Source organism: Salmonella sp. 32020114201800008SM, assembly GCF_017572025.1.
In the GTDB taxonomy this organism is placed as follows: Bacteria; Pseudomonadota; Gammaproteobacteria; order Enterobacterales; family Enterobacteriaceae; genus Salmonella; species Salmonella enterica.
In genome coordinates this window covers 738,730-755,574 of sequence record NZ_JAGEQM010000001.1, presented here as the reverse complement: position 1 = coordinate 755,574, position 16,845 = coordinate 738,730, and the positions used below count along the sequence as shown (strand labels likewise).

The following is a 16,845-nucleotide window of genomic DNA, read 5'->3' as shown; positions in this document are numbered from 1 at the left end:
CCTGTAGGCAGAAAGAGAGTAAAAAGCTAATCAGTACCGGACACCGGTGACGTTCCTGTTGAGAGCGTTAGCGCGTCTCCAGCCATCGGCAGACTTTATCCAGGCGCTGGCGCGAATCGGCCAGATCTTCCGGGGCCGCCAGTACCAGCTCCGGCAAAGGACAAATCTCATAGCTATCGAGCAACGGCCCTTTAAGGGCGTCCAGACAGCGCACATGCCAGAGATGGCGCAATGCTGTGGCGTTGATTTGGCTTTCGCCATACCCGGAGATGCGAATCTGGATGTTCCCGTGTCCGCATAAACGCGCCAGAAAAACACGATCGGCTTCGCTGAGCGGCAGTTGGGTCAAATTGATGCTGTGAGGTTGCAACGCTGGATCGTGTACGTGCGCCAATAATTCATGGGCCAGCGGCAGTCCATTCATCAGGCCAGCGACAGGCGGAGGCAGCAGAGAGTCGTCAGGCAACGTATCGGCAGTCGCCGCTTGCCACAATGTCAGGGGCGCGCTACCTGCTTCCAGACGATCCGTCAGCAGACGTCGGTTATGCAGATGGCGTACCCGCCACAGGCCGCAGAAGATGGTCTCCTGGATCTCGCTTTCACTCCCGTCCGGATGCTGAATGCGTACCGAGACTTCGCCTTCGCCCAATAACGTATTGAGGAATGAGAGATCATCGGCATTCAGGGGAGATAACTCCCATCCCAGCACGTCGCCGACTTCCGGAATGCGCCGGGCAAGCTGACCTCGCAGATCGGTCAACAATGCCATCACCGCCGGGCTGTGAGCGCAGCGCTCCAGCGCCGCCATACTTGGGTCGCCATTGACCTGACAGGTGAGCGGTAAGGGATTCATCGAGAAACTGGCGTCATCAGGCTGCGTACCTGGCCCCAGCAGATGAAAAAAGGCGTTGCTCATTGTGCTGTCTCCTGCGCTGCGGGAGTGTCAACCATCGAACGCATCAGCGTGAGCAGTTCAGCCCAGGGATGAATGCCGCTGAGCGCGCCGCGTAGCTCGCCGTCTGTAAAAACCAACGTCGCCGGAAACCGACGAACATTAAAGCGATCGCCGATAGCTTCGCTTTGTTCAAGGTCGGCCACCGCCACCTGCCAGTCAAACTGCGGGAACTCACGCAGGAGTTCGGCAATCATCACCGGGTTATCGCTGACTTCCGGCGTACGCCGCGGATCGCTACTTAACAGGATGACGCCATCTCCAACCCGTTTGATCCAGTCGTCTACCGTGGAAGCCTCTACCGGTTGCCATCCACGGGTTAACAGGCGTTGCCATAGCGCAGAGAACGGGGTGTCATTCGCCACTTCTTTTGCCCTCCAGACGTGTCTGATACTGACGTATGCGCACTCCCTCATAATTTTCCATCGACAGGCATTTATAGTTCAGGCAGCGTGCGACCTCGTTTGCCTGCGGTACGATCCCCCAGGCGGCCAGTTGCGCCAGGGCGGCCTGTTCCGCCGCCGGTAGCTGGCCGCGAGCTATTTCGCTCAGGCTACCGCCGTAGTCGTCCAGTAGCGCCGGTTGCAGGCCGACCAGCGCAATGTGACAGGGCAGATGCCCGCGGATGTCGGCCAGCGCCAGAACTTCGGAAAAACTGTTTTGATGCAGGCTCATTTTTTTGGCGCTGAGATACGCGGGGATTTTCTCGCCGGCATAGGTTCGCAGGCTGCCCGGCGCCAGGCCGTAATCGATCGCGTCAAGGAGCAGGAGATGGCTGGCTTGCTCAACATAACCTAACAGGTTTAGCCCTTGCGTACCGCCGTCCACAATTTCTACCTCTTCAGGCCAGTGATATCGGGCATACAAACGCTCCGCGACCCGGATACCGAATCCTTCATCGGCCCACAGCAGGTTTCCTAATCCCATCACCACTACACGTTGCGCATTCATGAGGGCTCCTTGTCGTGCGGTTTGGGGAATTTGTGGCTGCGATAGCCATTGATCATGGTGGAGATCACCGTATCGTCGGACATAATGTCTTCCCGGATAGCGAGGTAAACGTGCCCGACGATGAAGGCGGCGATCAGCCACATGCCCAGTCGGTGCCAGCTGTGAATATCGATGGAGTTGCCGCCGGTCCAGTAGAAAAATTCAACTACATAGCGGAACGGCGCAAAGATGGCGTACTGGCTATGCTCGCCAAACAGAGCGAAACCGGTGAGGATCATAAATACCGACAACAGGAAATAGCCGAACATCGCGGCCTGCGCGACAGGGTTATGTCCGATGTCGCTCCCCGGTTTTTTCTCCAGAAACAGATACCAGCGGACCACGGAGAAAGCGCCTTGCCACCAACTGCGACGCCAGACCGGGACGATAAACAGCTCTCGCGAATAGCGGTTGCCGACACAGGCCCAATAAATTCGCCCCAGCAGTAACACGGTAAAGATCATCGCGGCGGCAAAGTGGATCAGCCGGATATAGCCCATGTAAAACAGATAGGTCGCCTCGCCACTCACCGACGGCAGCGGTCGGCCAATGAAGTAGCCTGTTACCATCAGTACCAACATGCAGGCCACCGTTAGCCAGTGCCACAGGCGTACCGGCGCTTCAAACACATAGTGGCTGACGGCAGTATCACGCGCCTCCCCGACGCGTGGAGATAGCTTTCCAGTCATCGTTCTTTTCCTTAACGCTTAGCGTACCTGGACGGCAATCAGTTCGCTGCCGTCGTCGCCGAGCACGTGGGTTGAACAGGCGAGGCAGGGGTCGAAGCTGTGCAGCGTCCTCAGGATTTCTAACGGTTGGTCGGGAATCGCCATTTGCGTTCCCATCAATGCCGCTTCATAGGCGCCGATCTGTTTTTTAGGATCGCGCGGGCTGGCGTTCCAGGTGGTGGGGACCACGCACTGATAGAGTTCAATCTTCTGATCGCGTATTGACGCCCAGTGTCCCAACGCTCCGCGAGGCGCTTCGGTAAAACCGATGCCGCGGCAGTGCTGCGGCCAACTGGCCGGTTCCCATTTCTCGGTATTGGCGGTGGCCAGGTCGCCGTTTTTCAGGTTGGTCATAAGCCTGTCGAAAAAATACTGCAGCTTACCGACGGCCCATTGCGCTTCGTGCGCGCGGCATAAAATACGGCCAAGCGTAGACTGGATACCGGAGAGCGGCAGTTTAAGGGCGGACATCATGCGATCTACCGACTCTATGGTGGCGGCATCCCCTTTGTGGTACGCGATAAGCGTTCGGGCAAGCGGGCCGACTTCCATGGCATGACCCCGCCAGCGCGGCGCTTTAATCCAGGAGTAACGTTCCTGCTCGTTGAGCTGCTGGATATGCGTATCGCTGCCTTTGACATCACCCGGGTTGTACCAGGGATCGGTAATGCCGTCAAAAGGATGACGCCCCAGCCGATCGTCCGGATAGCGGTACCAGGCGTGATCCACAAACTCCTGTATCTGCTGCGGATCGGCCAAATCTACCGGCATGACATTTTTAAAGTCGCCATTGACCACCGCGCCGCCCGGCATTAACAGGCTTTGCTGGCTGAAGTCGTTGGCAATGTCCGGAAATGCGCCGTAGCTCAGCACGCATTTATCCGACAGACCGGTGCCAATTTGACTCCATGCTTTATTGAACTGGCCGATAGCCAGCGCGTCCGGAACCATCACGTTGTTAATGAAGTCGGCGGTGCGGGTGATGATCGACTGCACCAGGTTGAGGCGCTCCATATTGATAGCCCCAACCGCGCCGCTTTGATCGAGATTGATCGCGCACGGCATTCCGCCGACGATCCAGTTAGGATGGGGGTTCTTACCGCCAAATATGGTATGGATTTTGACGATCTCGCGCTGGAAGTCGAGGGCTTCAAGATAGTGGGCAAACCCCATCAGATTAGCCTCTGGCGACATTTTGTACTGTGGATGTCCCCAATAGCCGTTACGGAATATCCCAAGCTGGCCGCCATCGACAAATTTCTTTAATCGATTTTGTACGTCAAAGAAGTAGCCCGGCGATGACATCGGCCAGGCGGAAAGGCTTTGCGCCAACTGCGAGGTGGCGCGCGGATCGGCTTTCAGCGCATTCAGAACATCAATCCAGTCCATACCGGCTAACTGATAAAAATGGACCAGATGATCGTGACACCACAACGTAGCCAGCATGATGTTACGTATAATATTGGCGTTATCCGGCACCTGGATACCAATCGCATCTTCGATAGCGTACACCGATGCCAGAGCATGTACCCCGGTACATACACCACAAATACGTTCAACAAACGCCCAGGCGTCACGCGGGTCACGGCCTTGCAGAATGATCTCCAGCCCGCGGAACATTGTGCCGCAGGAAACGGCATTGGTAATGACGTTTTGCTCATCAATGTTCACTTCGCAGCGCATATGCCCTTCGATGCGGGTAATCGGGTCCACGATCAGACGACGGCCGGCGTCGTTAACGGTATAACCCTGGGTTTGATACTGGTTACTCATGCCTGTTTATCCTCATTGTCCGGCTGTTGTTCGGCTTGCGCTAACTGTTGTTTGTGGCGTTTACGTTGGTTGAGCGCGCTGGCGACAGCGTGACCGCCAACGCCCGCCGCGACCACGCCCAGCGCGGTCAGCCCCACCGTATCGGCGGTTGAATGGGTACCCATCTGGGGAATATCCACCACGCGGCTATAAAACGAGCCGCGATCCCAGAAACCATTTTCTGAACATCCCAGACATCCGTGACCGGACTGGATAGGAAAGGAGACGCCGTCATTCCAGCGAGTGGAGGAGCAGGCGTTATAGGTGGTTGGCCCTTTACAGCCCATCTTGTACAGACAGTATCCCTTGCGGGCGGCATCATCATCCCAGCTCTCGACAAATTCACCGGCGTCAAAATGGGCGCGGCGGTAGCATTTATCGTGGATACGCTGACCGTAGAACATCAGTGGACGGCCCATGCGATCGAGTTCCGGCAGACGATCAAACGTCACCATATAGGTGATAATGGCGCTCATGACATCCGGGATTGGCGGACATCCAGGGACTTTCACGATCGGCTTGTCGGTGATCACTTTATCGATAGGCGTTGCCTGGGTTGGATTGGGGCGGGCGGCCTGGACGCAACCCCAGGAGGCGCAGTTTCCCCAGGCGATAATAGCGCTGGCGCCTGCGGCGGCTTTCTTCAGTTTTTCAATAAACGGGCGGCCGCCGCTGATACAGAACATTCCTTGCTCTCCTAACGGCGGATTGCCTTCCACCGCCAGAATGTATTTCCCGGCGTAGCGAGTGGTAATATCGTCAAAGACTTCTTCGGCCTGTGCGCCGGCGGCGGCCATTAGGGTGTCGTCATAATCGAGGGAAATCAGCGAGAGGATCACATCTTTGGCTAGCGGGTGCGAGGAACGGATAAAGGATTCGGTACAGCAGGTGCATTCCAGTCCATGAATCCAGACCACCGGAATCCGCGGTTTATTCTCCAGCGCCCAAGCGATCTTTGGCGTCATTCCGGCGCCCAGTCCCAGCGATGTGGCGGCAAGGCTACAGAATTTGAGAAAGCTGCGTCGGGTCACTCCCTTACGACGCATGGCTTGATAAAAGGTCTCCTCGTTATTCATAACGCGTATTTTTTCTCCTTTTTGCACCACGCTCCGCCAGGGGCATAAGGCGCTTTTGCGGGTCCGTTGACGTTCCGCCAGCAAGGTAAATCATTGTGTTACGCGCGAGCGCGGAAACGAGCCCGATTCACTTTGCACCGGCGTATACCGCCAGAAATAATGTGAAAAAAGCGTATCGGATTAACGATAAGAAACAATGTGAAGTGTGTGGGTATAGCTTATAGCGGTATATTTATACCCATTATCGGTTTTTCGGCGAAAGGGCCGCGGCGGGGAAGGACGGTTGAGCTTGTTCCGGGATGAGGTTTTTAGCGAGTGACCTCGGGTAGATTTAGCCTGTTCTCGCCATTTCAGGGATGCGTAAGTTGATGCAAAAGGGGGGAGGATTTGATGTCATCGTTAAAAGAAGCATACTTCGCGATGATTTTTATATAAAATAGTGGTGCTGGTTTTAAAGGAATGCAAAAAAGAGACTGTTTGAAAGAGGGCGTCCCATGAAAAATAACATCAGATTTGACTTATCCGATTATTTGATTCATTTTTTTCGGGACGTTAATTTAGAGACCGGTAGCCATATTTATTTGCCTGAGCACTGTGGTTTTAATAATCAGCACCACGCATGTTTCATTGATGCTAAATATTTACTTCGATTATCTTTACGCAGTCATAAAATTTTCTCGTCCTGGTCATACCGAAATGGGCAACGAACCGTATATGGTGATTCCCCGGTGGTATGCTTTACAGATATGCCGATTGCAGCTTATTTAGAAACTGGTGTTCGCCGATTAGAACGAAATGAAAATATTGGTTTATATGCAATCGTTTTACCTAAAGAGCAAATGTTTAATTATGGGGCAAGGCCAGTCATATATGGGTTGGATCAGCATAACAATGCTCGATGCTCGCAAGGCAGATATGGGGAACGCATTCTTGATGAAACGGCTCTTCCTCTGATTGAACAATATAGATATGTTACTTATGTTCCAGGTAAGATTGACTGGACACATGAACGCGAATGGCGATGGCCATATCGTGGCGATATTAATAATTTCCTTAATCATATTAAAGAGTATGGTATTCCGGAAAACATTGAAAGTACCCCAGGGTTTGATTTTAGATCAAGCGAAATAAGTGGTGCGGGAATAATCGTCCCGTTTGCAGAAGATATCCCTACCGTAGCTCACGATATTTTAACTTTAATTGACCGGGGTGTCATTGGAAGAAATACTTTCAAATTCATTATAGCTGTAGAGAGTTTACAATCATGGACCCAGCTCTCGGAACCGGGTGCGTTACTGTCCTGTATTAATGACAATACTTTCGAATTTGAATCTTTTTTTGATTTATCTGCATCTAAAGTAAAAAATTATGCTGACTCTATCAATGATTATGTAAGTGAATTATTTTCAAAAAAAGATTTTTTAAATGATAGCTATGCAATGGAATTTGGAAATGCCTGGGTCTGGATTCATGATAACCAATCCCAGGTGGTACGGGCGTTACTGCAGGCTGGAATGATCAAGGTTAATAAAGAAGGGCGGTACTTATTAGATGTTAATTTGGCTTCTGTCGATTGGCCATTAAGAAGAAAAGAGGCTTTCGCAAGTCATGTCGCGGGATGGCTCAAACATCGTTTTGATATCGAAGCGGGAAGGTATTCCGTTCGGGGAAAAGATGATTATGATGCGATCCCAAGTTATGAGACGCCGCTAAAGGATCAGCATCCTTTTTATAACCATACAGTGAATGTCGACTGGTAATTAAGAAAAGAACTTACTGTAAATAGACTCGTTTTAGCTCCATGCATTTTTGAGATCCCGGCCAGATTGACTCTGGCCCGATCTCTGACGAAAACTCTGAATCTTCGATGTTTCCAATTATGAATTTCTACACCAGTCTTTAAGTATCAATGCATTGTACCTGGTGCGCTGCTATAACTGTGTAAGAGGGATTGACGCTTAGAGCCTATCCCATTAGGGCTATTTTACTTGCCATTTTGGACCTGGGCAGTGCTCGCCAAAACGCGTTAGCGTTTTGAACGCCGCTAGCGGCGGCCCGAAGGGCGAGCGTAGCGAGTCAAACCTCACGTACTACGTGTACGCTCCGGTTTTTGCGCGCTGTCCGTGTCCAAACTGGCTGCGCCAATAACGCCTGGTGGGATAGGCTCTTAGTGTTAATGTACACCAATACACCAAAGGTCGATGTGTTTACCGCACTTGTGGCTTGGTATGCAGTGTGTATAATTATTGTGTGAATGTTTTCATAAATTGATTTGTCTCTTCTTTGGCCTCTTCTATTGATTTATGTTTATATATTTTTGATTGGTATGTATATTTTTCTAACGCAGGTAAGTACTTAGAGACGTCGTTACCTTTTTTGAAATCTATAGGCATATGAATACTCGCATATAATATATTTATCCTCTGCGATGGCGTTAGCTCAGAATAATTTATACCTTGTTCATAATAAGAAAGCATCACATCATTGCAGATCCTGTCTTTATACGACTGCCCTATGTATGCGATGATAAGTCCATATATAAGTAGCAATCCAAAAGCGACACCTGCTTTGTGGCTATGAAGAAAATTATATTGTAGCCCAACAAAAAAAAGCACTTTTCTAATTAAAACAAGAATAAATGGTAAGGAAAATAAAAAACAACCGAAGTACATAATCACTTCGCCTGAATTCTGAAACATTTTATACCTTCCTGATAAATAATGAGTTAATTATCTGGTTAATATTCGTTGCCTATTATTTCTTTTATAAAAATAGACGATTGATTGAAATTTTTTTTGAAACTGGAGTAATTGCTAAGTGTTTTCGGTATGCAAAAGATGACTCGCCCATTTTTTACTATGGCATAATATCTTGGATACATTAGCGCTTCTTCTTTTGTGTTTGGAACACCGTCATAGTCTATTTTTTCATCAATAGAGTCAAGTTGGCTAAATAAAAAGACTCTTTTCCTTAGCAAAGTATTATGAACAATAGCATTTTCATATATATCAAGTGACATTGTAAGACTCAATGCAGCAAATGAAAGTAATGCTATGATGGAAATTGTTAATATTGCTAATGACAAGCCTTCCTGGCAATATAAAACAAGAAAAAAGAGTGGGATTGCAGGGAGGTAAGTGACCAACGGGTAAAAACGATCGATTTTTAAATGTGATATGATATTCTGAGGAGATGTGACATGGTCCTGAACGCCCTTGTTAAAGATAATGCTGTAAAGCGTCAAACTATTGTCAATTTTATCTATTGCTTTAGCTTTTATTCTTTGTGTGAATATAAAAAATGCTATCAAAAAGGCAATAAATAAGAAAATGATTAAATTATAAATAAAACTATCCACGGCATCATCCTGTATATCTACCGAAATTTCTATGGTCACTATTCTACTATTATTAATGAATGTCAATCTAAAATTGATGATGGTGCGTCCAGCCGGTTGGATTTGATCTAAAATAAAACTTTCGGTATTTCTCTATAGTCACAGAGCAAACAGGGTTGATTCTTTGTTAAAAAAACATCTCAATATTTTAATATGAATTCCTTCACGCGATTCTGGAGTATTACAGTCTACGATTTTAATGATTTTTTATTCATTCATTATGCGTATTAAATTAATGGCAGTGCAATCGCAAATTATAATTAGTTTCAGAATTGCAAAATGATTATAATTTTGTAGTTCATGCAGTTGCCCTAAGAGCCCCGGTGGTGAGTGTAGGGGGGAACACCTGAACAAGATCTGACGCTATGTACGATACTGTGATATGAGTTAACCCAAACAGGCCATACGGTATCTATACCTTTCTAAAAAGCTTTTCGCTGGTATAGAGTCAAAACCTTAGACGAAACAACATTCACACTATGGCCCTGGCAGTGCGGCATTGCGTATCGGTGAGCATAACGGGGCCTTGTTTATTTATTATACCGTTCTTGTATTTACTTAAAATGAAGATGGAAGAATGTCGTACTCATTTTTGACAGCATTGTTACGAGATGAGTTGAGACATTGTGAAATGAAAAATCCACGCAATGGCGTGGATTTTATAGGGTTTTACCGCTGTCATGAGGTTCAATGAAACCTCATAAGACAACAAATGTTATTTAGACGTTGAACAGGAAGTTCATTATATCGCCATCTTTAACGATGTAATCTTTGCCTTCCGCTCGCATCTTACCGGCTTCTTTCGCGCCTTGTTCACCTTTATAGGTAATAAAGTCGTCAAAGGCGATAGTTTGGGCGCGGATAAAGCCTTTTTCGAAGTCGGTATGGATTTTACCTGCTGCCTGCGGCGCGGTTGCGCCAACCGGAATGGTCCATGCGCGAACTTCTTTCACCCCGGCGGTAAAGTAGGTCTGGAGGTTCAGCAGGCGATAACCCGCGCGAATAACGCGGTTCAGCCCCGGCTCTTCCAGACCCAGTTCAGCCATAAATTCGTCGCGCTCGTCATCATCCAGCTCAGCAATATCAGCTTCGACGGCGGCACACACCGGAACCACGACCGAACCTTCTTTGGCGGCGATTTCGCGAACCTGGTCCAGATACGGGTTATTTTCAAAACCGTCTTCATTGACGTTAGCGATATACATTGTCGGCTTCAGCGTCAGGAAGCTTAAATAACGGATAGCCGCTTTATCTTCGTCCGTCAGGTCCAGCGAACGCAGCATCCCCGCTTCGGCCAGGTGCGGCAGGCATTTTTCCAGTGCGGCCAGTTCCGCCTTGGCGTCTTTATCGCCGCCTTTGGCTTTCTTCTGTACGCGATGGATAGCGCGCTCGCAGGTATCGAGGTCAGCCAGCGCCAGTTCGGTATTGATAACATCAATATCTTCTGCCGGGTTTACTTTACCCGCCACATGGATGATATTGTCGTTCTCAAAGCAGCGAACCACGTGACCGATAGCTTCAGTTTCACGGATATTGGTCAGGAACTGGTTACCCAACCCTTCGCCTTTGGATGCGCCTTTTACCAGACCGGCGATATCCACGAACTCCATCGTGGTTGGTAGAATGCGCTGCGGTTTAACAATCTCAGCCAACTGGTCCAGACGCGGATCGGGCATCGGCACGACACCGGTATTCGGTTCGATAGTGCAGAACGGAAAGTTTGCCGCTTCAATACCGGCTTTTGTCAGCGCGTTGAACAGGGTGGATTTCCCGACGTTGGGCAGACCGACGATACCGCATTTGAATCCCATGATTTAACTCACCTTAATATCTTAATAATCAACCTGTTATAGAAAACAGATTGCAGAAATGGAAATAACTTCGCCTATTATACACGGCGTGCGGCAAAAATGCCGCACATCACTGGTTATTGCGCCTTAAAGGTATGCAAACGGCTTGTTGCTTTGGCCAGACCCTCTTTGAACCACAATTCCGTACAGCGCGCCGCTTCGTCAATGGCCTCATCAATTAATTTTTGTTCAGAAACAGGGGGTTTACCCAGCACGAAACCAACAACTTTATTTTTATCGCCTGGATGACCAATTCCAACGCGTAAGCGGTGAAAGTTGGGATTATTGCCCAGCTTGCTGATGATGTCTTTCAGACCATTGTGGCCGCCGTGGCCGCCGCCAAGTTTAAATTTCGCCACGCCCGGAGGGAGATCCAGCTCGTCGTGAGCGACCAGAATTTCGTCCGGCTGAATACGGTAAAAACTGGCCATTGCGCCAACTGCTTTACCACTGAGGTTCATGAACGTGGTGGGTACCAGCAGGCGAACATCTTCCCCTTCCAGCGTGATGCGTGAGGTATAGCCAAAGAATTTAGGCTCTTCACGCAACGGCGCGCGCAGGCGCTCCGCCAGTAAATCGACGTACCATGCGCCTGCATTGTGTCGCGTCGCGGCATATTCCGCACCGGGATTCGCCAGACCAACAATCAATTTAATTGCCACGTTTTTTGTCCTGAGTAGATCCATAACTGGCGCGTAGTTTACTGTCTGTCTGCCCGCTTGACAAAACACAGCGACACTCTGAAGTAAATTAAATAATTGCCAGCATTGATTATTAAAAATGTAAACTGTTCAGAGTGTTATTTGTAAAGTTTTGTTAAATGAAACTTTACATTTGTGATCACACCCGCACTTACAAATGGAAGTGTTGTCTATACTTTACACATAAAGTTTAGGGGGATTTCCTAAAAACAACCCAAAAGTTCCGGAGGTGACATATGAAACGCAAAAACGCTTCGTTATTCGGTAACGTGCTGATGGGGTTGGGGCTGGTCGTGATGGTTGTCGGCGTGGGTTACTCTATTTTAAACCAACTGCCGCAGTTTAATTTGCCGCAATTTTTTGCGCATGGCGCAATACTGAGCATTTTTGTCGGTGCAGTTCTTTGGCTGGCGGGGGCTCGTGTAGGGGGGCATGAGCAGGTGAGCGACAAATATTGGTGGGTACGTCACTATGACAAACGTTGCCGCCGTAGCGACAATCGTCGTCATAGCTAACCGGTTCAGGCCCGGTAAGCGTTATCGCCACCGGGCATTGTCCATTAACTGAGTAAATCCGCTAACGCCTCCGTCCTGTTTGGGAAGAAGGTCAGACGCCCAGGAATAGGTTTGATACCGGCACGCGCCATTGTGCGCAGCGGTTGGAACTCCAGATTACTGATACGCAATTCGCAACCCTCCGGCAGACGCTTCACAAAACGCTGAAAAGCATCAAGCCCGCCTGCATCCAGCACTGGTACTGCGTCCCATTTCAGAACGACGATACGTTTGCCCTTAATACGTGACTCAAGGTCGGTAAACAGCCCTTCCGCCGCGGCGAAAAAGAGCGGACCGATAACACGCAGCACCAGCACATCTTCAGGCACATCAACATTGACCGGCGCAAGTCGAGTCATTCGCGCAATACGGCGCATAAACAGCAGGGAAGCAAGGACAATCCCCACGCTGATGGCGATGACCATATCAAACAGAACCGTTAATGACATGCACAGCAGCATAACGATGATGTCGTCTTTCGGCGCATGGCGTAACAGATCCACCACTTTATGGGCTTCACTCATATTCCATGCCACCATCAGCAGTAGCGCCGCCATCGCGGAAAGCGGCAGCCAGGAGAGTAGCGGGGCTAAGACCAGTAGCGCCAGAATGACCAGGATAGCGTGAATTACCGCTGAGACGGGAGAGGTCGCGCCAGCGCGGACGTTGGCGGCAGAGCGGGCAATCGCGGCGGTGGCGGTGATGCCGCCAAAGAACGGCGCGACCATATTCCCCAGCCCCTGGCCGATAAGTTCGCTGTTAGCTTTATGTTTGGTGCCGGTCATGCCGTCCAGCACGACGGCGCAGAGCAATGATTCGATTGCCCCCAGCATTGCCATCGAGAAGGCCGCTGGCAGCAGCGCGCGCAGTGAATCCCAGCTTAGCGTGAAATCGGAGCCAGGAAGACTCCACGGCAGCATCAGTTGCGGCAGGAGCTGCGGGATTCCGTTGCCCTGAGTGCCGTCAGCCAGAACGTAATGGAACTGTGAGCCGATAGTCGCCACATTGCCGCCCAGCAGATTAACGATCCCCATCACGGCGCAACCGGCCAGTAGTGCGGGAAGATGTCCTGGCAGACGAATACCGAGACGCGGCCAGAAAATCAACGTTCCCAGCGTTACCACGCCAATGGCGGCATCGCCAATATTGACGGTGGGCAACGCCATAAACAGCGCGCCGACTTTCTGCAAATAGTGCTCTGGCACATGGGCCATCTGCAGACCAAGAAAATCTTTAATCTGCATGGTACCGATGGTAATGCCAATCCCTGAGGTAAAACCCAACGTGACCGACACCGGGATATATTCAATCAATCGCCCCAGTCTCGCCAGGCCGAAAAGGATCAGGAAGAAGCCCGACATCAGCGTGGCGACTAGTAGGCCCGCCAGACCAAACTGTTGCGACACCGGATACAAAATCACCACAAACGCGGCGGTAGGGCCGGAAACGCTAAAGCGCGAGCCGCCGGTTAGCGCGATCACGATCCCGGCGACAGCGGAGGTATAGAGGCCATACTGCGGCGCAACGCCACTGCCAATTGCCAGCGCCATCGCCAGCGGGATAGCAATAATCCCGACGGTGATCCCGGCTATCACATCACGGGTGAACCGGGAGGCGGTATATTTTTCTTTCCAGCAAGCATCGATGAGAGCGCGGAAAGGCATCACATGTGAGGAAAATAATTTGTTCACAATAATGTTTCATCCATGAGCGCATCATCTGTCAACTAAATGGCAGGTGAAGGAGGCATAAGTCATACAAAAGGGTGTTACAGACAAAAAAACCCGCCGCAGCGGGTTTCAGATCCGGGTTCGATCAATGCTCGAACATGGCGGAAATCGATTCTTCGTTGCTGATACGGCGAATCGCTTCGGCCAGCATACCTGACAGGGTCAAAGTACGCACGTTCGGCAGCGCTTTGATTTCGTCGGTCAGCGGAATGGTGTCGCAGACAACGACTTCATCAATGACGGAGTTGCGCAGGTTGTTTGCCGCATTGCCTGAGAAGATCGGGTGCGTCGCGTAGGCAAACACGCGTTTAGCGCCACGTTCTTTCAATGCTTCTGCTGCTTTGCACAGAGTACCGCCGGTATCGATCATATCATCAACCAGCACGCAGTCACGGCCAGCGACGTCACCGATGATGTGCATCACCTGAGAAACGTTCGCGCGCGGACGACGTTTATCAATGATAGCCATATCGGTATCGTTCAGCAGCTTAGCGATAGCGCGGGCACGAACCACGCCGCCAATATCCGGAGAAACCACGATCGGGTTATCCAGATTCAGTTGCAGCATATCTTCGAGCAGGATTGGGCTACCGAACACGTTATCAACCGGAACGTCAAAGAAGCCCTGGATCTGTTCAGCATGCAGATCTACGGTGAGAACGCGGTCAACGCCGACGCTGGACAGGAAGTCAGCGACAACTTTTGCGGTAATCGGCACACGGGCGGAACGTACGCGACGGTCCTGACGTGCATAGCCAAAGTAGGGGATAACGGCGGTGATACGACCTGCGGAAGCACGACGCAGGGCATCAACCATAACGACCAATTCCATCAGGTTGTCGTTGGTTGGGGCACAAGTGGACTGGATGATGAAAATATCACCACCGCGTACATTTTCGTTGATTTGTACGCTGACTTCGCCGTCGCTAAAGCGACCTACGGCGGCGTCGCCGAGAGAAGTGTACAGGCGGTTGGCAATACGTTGTGCTAGTTCCGGGGTGGCGTTACCAGCAAAAAGCTTCATATCAGGCACGAGAAGAACCTCAGGCATGCGTCCATTGGTGGAAAGAATCTGCCGAAAACTGTGCGGGCCAGGCAAAATCCTATCCAGGCGGTGTATTAAAGAGCGCGATGCAACGTCTGGAACAAGGTGACGTTGTCACCGAAGCTCAGCTTGCCCGGCTTACTCGTCTTCATTCACGTTTCATGTGCGCTGGTATCGATGCCTCACACCGGTCAAATACGGCATATATGACCGGCGACTCGTCATTTCGCCATCTTCCTGAAACCCGAATGCGTTAGAGTAACTCTCGATGCAATGGGGAGAGGTTGACACCCTTCGCCACAAAAGCATTGAGCCATTCCGGGGCTTGCTCAAGCACCTGGCGAGCACAAGACTCTGTATCGAATTCAGCAAAGACACAGGCCCCTGTCCCAGTCAGGCGCGACGGCGCGTATTCTAACAGCCAGGAAAGCGCCGCATCAACCTCGCGAAAACGTTTTCTTGCGATAACCTCGCAATCATTGCTGAATTCACATTTTAGTAACGTATCTATTGACCTTTTTGGCGTATTACGCGGCAATTGAGGATCTTTAAAGATAACCGGCGTCGGAATGCTTACGCCAGGGTGCGCGACCAGATACCATTTTTCCGGCGGATTCACCGGCGTTAATATTTCGCCTACGCCTTCGGCAAACGCGGCGTGGCCACGAACAAAGACCGGGACGTCGGCGCCGAGCGTCAGGCCGAGCGTCGCCAGTTCATCAATGGAAAGCCCGCATTGCCAAAGATGATTGAGCGCCACCAGAACGGTCGCGGCGTTAGACGAGCCGCCACCCAGACCGCCGCCCATGGGAAGGCGCTTCTCAATGCTGATATCCGCGCCGCTTCCGGCGGGCAGGCGTCCACTCTCCGAGGCGACTTTCATCAACAGCCGCGCGGCGCGGACGATCAGATTGTCTTCATTTTCAACGCCGTTAACCGGCGTTAATAAATGGATTTCGCCATCGTGACGCGGTTCGATGTGGAGTGTGTCGCCATAATCCAGAAACTGAAACAGCGTCTGCAGCGTGTGGTAGCCGTCTGCTCGCTGTCCGGTGATATATAAAAACAGATTTAATTTTGCCGGAGAAGGCCAATGGGTCATCATTTCACAATCCAGTTATCCATTTTCAGCTTAATGCGCTGACTGCCGTCTGAAAGCTCCATATTGGCAGGCATGGCAGGCTGCGTTTTGCTGTCATAGCCACCGTAAACCACTTTCCAGTTTTTACCATCCTGGCGATAGTTCACTTCGCTCAGGCGGTACTGGTCGTCCAGTTTGTAGTCAGTGGCATCGCCAGGCAGACCGAGGATCCACTGCCGCAGGCTGTTTAACGGAATCGGCATCCCGGTGAGTTTGCCGATCATCTCTTCGGCGTCATCGGCGGTATAACGCTGGCCTTTGTTATCCACCAACTGGACGTTGCCCGGCTGGGCGTTAAGCTCCAGCTCGGTGCTGCCCAGCGGGTTGGTAAGCAGCAGGCGGTAGCGATCCTGTCCGGTCTGTTGCCAGAAGAAGCGCGCATAGACTTTCTGATCATCTGAGATGTAAGCAAAGGCGCCGCGCGTCTGGTATTGATTCAGATGACGCACCTCTTGCTGATGCTGGCGCCACTGAGGGGAATCCGGGCTCTTGCCCGGGCCTTTATGCCCAGGAAGCGTACAGGCGGTGAGAACCAGGCTTGCTAACGGCAGTAGACGAATCAGGCGAAAATCGGGCAGGGTCATAGTGATGACGAATCCTTGTGATACGGTGCAATAATTGCCTGATGGCGTTACGCTTATCAGGCCTGAAAACTGAACCTGCAGGCTGTAAAAACGTTCGCGCCGCGATTCGGCAAATTTTTGCTATCGGTTACAGTTATAGCCTTTAATGCTAGCGCCGCCTGGTGACATCGTCTACTTTCAAGTTGTCTTAAATCATCAAATTAGCGAGCGCTGCCAATTACTCCAAAAGGGGGCTCTCTCTTTTATTGACCACGCGCATCCTGTATGATGCAAGCAGACTAACCA

General features: G+C 50.7%; 16 protein-coding genes. 2 read left to right on the top strand and 14 right to left on the bottom strand.

Features of this window, described 5'->3' with window-relative positions; all coding sequences use genetic code 11:
• Positions 1 to 67: 67 nt before the first annotated feature.
• From J4613_RS03795 to hyaA, 6 genes are read right to left on the bottom strand one after another with little or no spacing between them, the layout of a single operon-like run.
• On the bottom strand, positions 68 to 916 hold the full coding sequence (locus J4613_RS03795) for a hydrogenase expression/formation protein (RefSeq protein WP_111742331.1): 849 nt from the start codon (positions 914 to 916) through the stop codon (positions 68 to 70).
• Positions 913 to 1,317 carry a hydrogenase-1 operon protein HyaE gene (gene hyaE, locus J4613_RS03790; protein ID WP_001579618.1) on the bottom strand — a complete coding sequence of 135 codons (405 nt, stop codon included), beginning with the start codon at positions 1,315 to 1,317 and terminating at the stop codon, positions 913 to 915. Before hyaE ends, J4613_RS03795 begins: the two co-directional genes overlap by 4 nt.
• A complete protein-coding gene (hyaD, locus tag J4613_RS03785; RefSeq protein ID WP_000993801.1) occupies positions 1,307 to 1,903 on the bottom strand; it encodes a hydrogenase 1 maturation protease in 597 nt (198 codons plus the stop codon). Before hyaD ends, hyaE begins: the two co-directional genes overlap by 11 nt.
• Complete coding sequence (gene hyaC, locus J4613_RS03780; protein ID WP_000147031.1) at positions 1,900 to 2,631, bottom strand: Ni/Fe-hydrogenase b-type cytochrome subunit; 732 nt, start codon at positions 2,629 to 2,631, stop codon at positions 1,900 to 1,902. Before hyaC ends, hyaD begins: the two co-directional genes overlap by 4 nt.
• An 18-nt stretch (positions 2,632 to 2,649) precedes the next feature.
• Positions 2,650 to 4,443: a Ni/Fe-hydrogenase large subunit gene (hyaB, locus tag J4613_RS03775; protein ID WP_000070988.1), complete on the bottom strand. Its 1,794-nt coding sequence runs from the start codon at positions 4,441 to 4,443 to the stop codon at positions 2,650 to 2,652.
• The gene (hyaA, locus tag J4613_RS03770; RefSeq protein WP_001058312.1) at positions 4,440 to 5,558 is read right to left on the bottom strand and encodes a hydrogenase 1 small subunit; all 1,119 of its coding nucleotides are present in this window, start codon (positions 5,556 to 5,558) and stop codon (positions 4,440 to 4,442) included. Before hyaA ends, hyaB begins: the two co-directional genes overlap by 4 nt.
• Before the next feature lie 494 nt (positions 5,559 to 6,052).
• Between hyaA and J4613_RS03765 the strand changes: the two genes are divergently transcribed.
• The gene (locus J4613_RS03765) at positions 6,053 to 7,318 is read left to right on the top strand and encodes a DUF4427 domain-containing protein (RefSeq protein ID WP_111742332.1); all 1,266 of its coding nucleotides are present in this window, start codon (positions 6,053 to 6,055) and stop codon (positions 7,316 to 7,318) included.
• A gap of 483 nt (positions 7,319 to 7,801) precedes the next feature.
• On the opposite strand, the gene J4613_RS03760 is transcribed toward J4613_RS03765, so the two are convergent.
• From J4613_RS03760 to pth, 4 genes are all read right to left on the bottom strand, one after another.
• On the bottom strand, positions 7,802 to 8,257 hold the full coding sequence (locus J4613_RS03760) for a hypothetical protein (protein ID WP_000487337.1): 456 nt from the start codon (positions 8,255 to 8,257) through the stop codon (positions 7,802 to 7,804).
• Between the two features lie 38 nt (positions 8,258 to 8,295).
• Positions 8,296 to 8,916 carry a hypothetical protein gene (locus tag J4613_RS03755; protein WP_198871391.1) on the bottom strand — a complete coding sequence of 207 codons (621 nt, stop codon included), beginning with the start codon at positions 8,914 to 8,916 and terminating at the stop codon, positions 8,296 to 8,298.
• Positions 8,917 to 9,674: 758 nt separating this feature from the next.
• On the bottom strand, positions 9,675 to 10,766 hold the full coding sequence (gene ychF, locus J4613_RS03750; RefSeq protein WP_000505850.1) for a redox-regulated ATPase YchF: 1,092 nt from the start codon (positions 10,764 to 10,766) through the stop codon (positions 9,675 to 9,677).
• Between the two features lie 116 nt (positions 10,767 to 10,882).
• On the bottom strand, positions 10,883 to 11,467 hold the full coding sequence (gene pth / locus J4613_RS03745; RefSeq protein WP_000985595.1) for an aminoacyl-tRNA hydrolase: 585 nt from the start codon (positions 11,465 to 11,467) through the stop codon (positions 10,883 to 10,885).
• 275 nt (positions 11,468 to 11,742) lie between these two features.
• Between pth and ychH the strand changes: the two genes are divergently transcribed.
• Entirely contained in the window at positions 11,743 to 12,021 is a 279-nt protein-coding gene (gene ychH, locus J4613_RS03740) for a stress-induced protein YchH (protein WP_000823879.1), read from the top strand.
• Between the two features lie 44 nt (positions 12,022 to 12,065).
• Here ychH and dauA read toward each other — a convergent pair whose 3' ends face one another.
• The 4 genes from dauA to lolB all read right to left on the bottom strand — a co-directional run bounded on the left by dauA (position 12,066) and on the right by lolB (position 16,560).
• Complete coding sequence (gene dauA, locus J4613_RS03735; protein ID WP_001037188.1) at positions 12,066 to 13,751, bottom strand: C4-dicarboxylic acid transporter DauA; 1,686 nt, start codon at positions 13,749 to 13,751, stop codon at positions 12,066 to 12,068.
• A 124-nt stretch (positions 13,752 to 13,875) separates the two neighbouring features.
• Positions 13,876 to 14,823 carry a ribose-phosphate diphosphokinase gene (prs, locus tag J4613_RS03730; protein WP_001518537.1) on the bottom strand — a complete coding sequence of 316 codons (948 nt, stop codon included), beginning with the start codon at positions 14,821 to 14,823 and terminating at the stop codon, positions 13,876 to 13,878.
• Positions 14,824 to 15,088: 265 nt separating this feature from the next.
• Complete coding sequence (gene ispE, locus J4613_RS03725; RefSeq protein WP_000988246.1) at positions 15,089 to 15,940, bottom strand: 4-(cytidine 5'-diphospho)-2-C-methyl-D-erythritol kinase; 852 nt, start codon at positions 15,938 to 15,940, stop codon at positions 15,089 to 15,091.
• A complete protein-coding gene (gene lolB / locus J4613_RS03720) occupies positions 15,937 to 16,560 on the bottom strand; it encodes a lipoprotein insertase outer membrane protein LolB (RefSeq protein ID WP_000174484.1) in 624 nt (207 codons plus the stop codon). The genes ispE and lolB overlap by 4 nt, the downstream gene beginning before the upstream one ends.
• Between the last annotated feature and the right edge of the window lie 285 nt (positions 16,561 to 16,845).

Coding starts and splice junctions, on each gene's coding strand:
- J4613_RS03795 (WP_111742331.1), bottom strand. CDS start 916: ATGAGCAACGCCTTTTTTCATCTGCTGGGGCCAGGTACGCAGCCTGAT.
- ychH (WP_000823879.1), top strand. CDS start 11,743: ATGAAACGCAAAAACGCTTCGTTATTCGGTAACGTGCTGATGGGGTTG.
- J4613_RS03765 (WP_111742332.1), top strand. CDS start 6,053: ATGAAAAATAACATCAGATTTGACTTATCCGATTATTTGATTCATTTT.
- hyaD (WP_000993801.1), bottom strand. CDS start 1,903: ATGAATGCGCAACGTGTAGTGGTGATGGGATTAGGAAACCTGCTGTGG.
- ychF (WP_000505850.1), bottom strand. CDS start 10,766: ATGGGATTCAAATGCGGTATCGTCGGTCTGCCCAACGTCGGGAAATCC.
- lolB (WP_000174484.1), bottom strand. CDS start 16,560: ATGACCCTGCCCGATTTTCGCCTGATTCGTCTACTGCCGTTAGCAAGC.
- hyaA (WP_001058312.1), bottom strand. CDS start 5,558: ATGAATAACGAGGAGACCTTTTATCAAGCCATGCGTCGTAAGGGAGTG.
- hyaC (WP_000147031.1), bottom strand. CDS start 2,631: ATGACTGGAAAGCTATCTCCACGCGTCGGGGAGGCGCGTGATACTGCC.
- hyaB (WP_000070988.1), bottom strand. CDS start 4,443: ATGAGTAACCAGTATCAAACCCAGGGTTATACCGTTAACGACGCCGGC.
- ispE (WP_000988246.1), bottom strand. CDS start 15,940: ATGATGACCCATTGGCCTTCTCCGGCAAAATTAAATCTGTTTTTATAT.
- J4613_RS03760 (WP_000487337.1), bottom strand. CDS start 8,257: ATGTTTCAGAATTCAGGCGAAGTGATTATGTACTTCGGTTGTTTTTTA.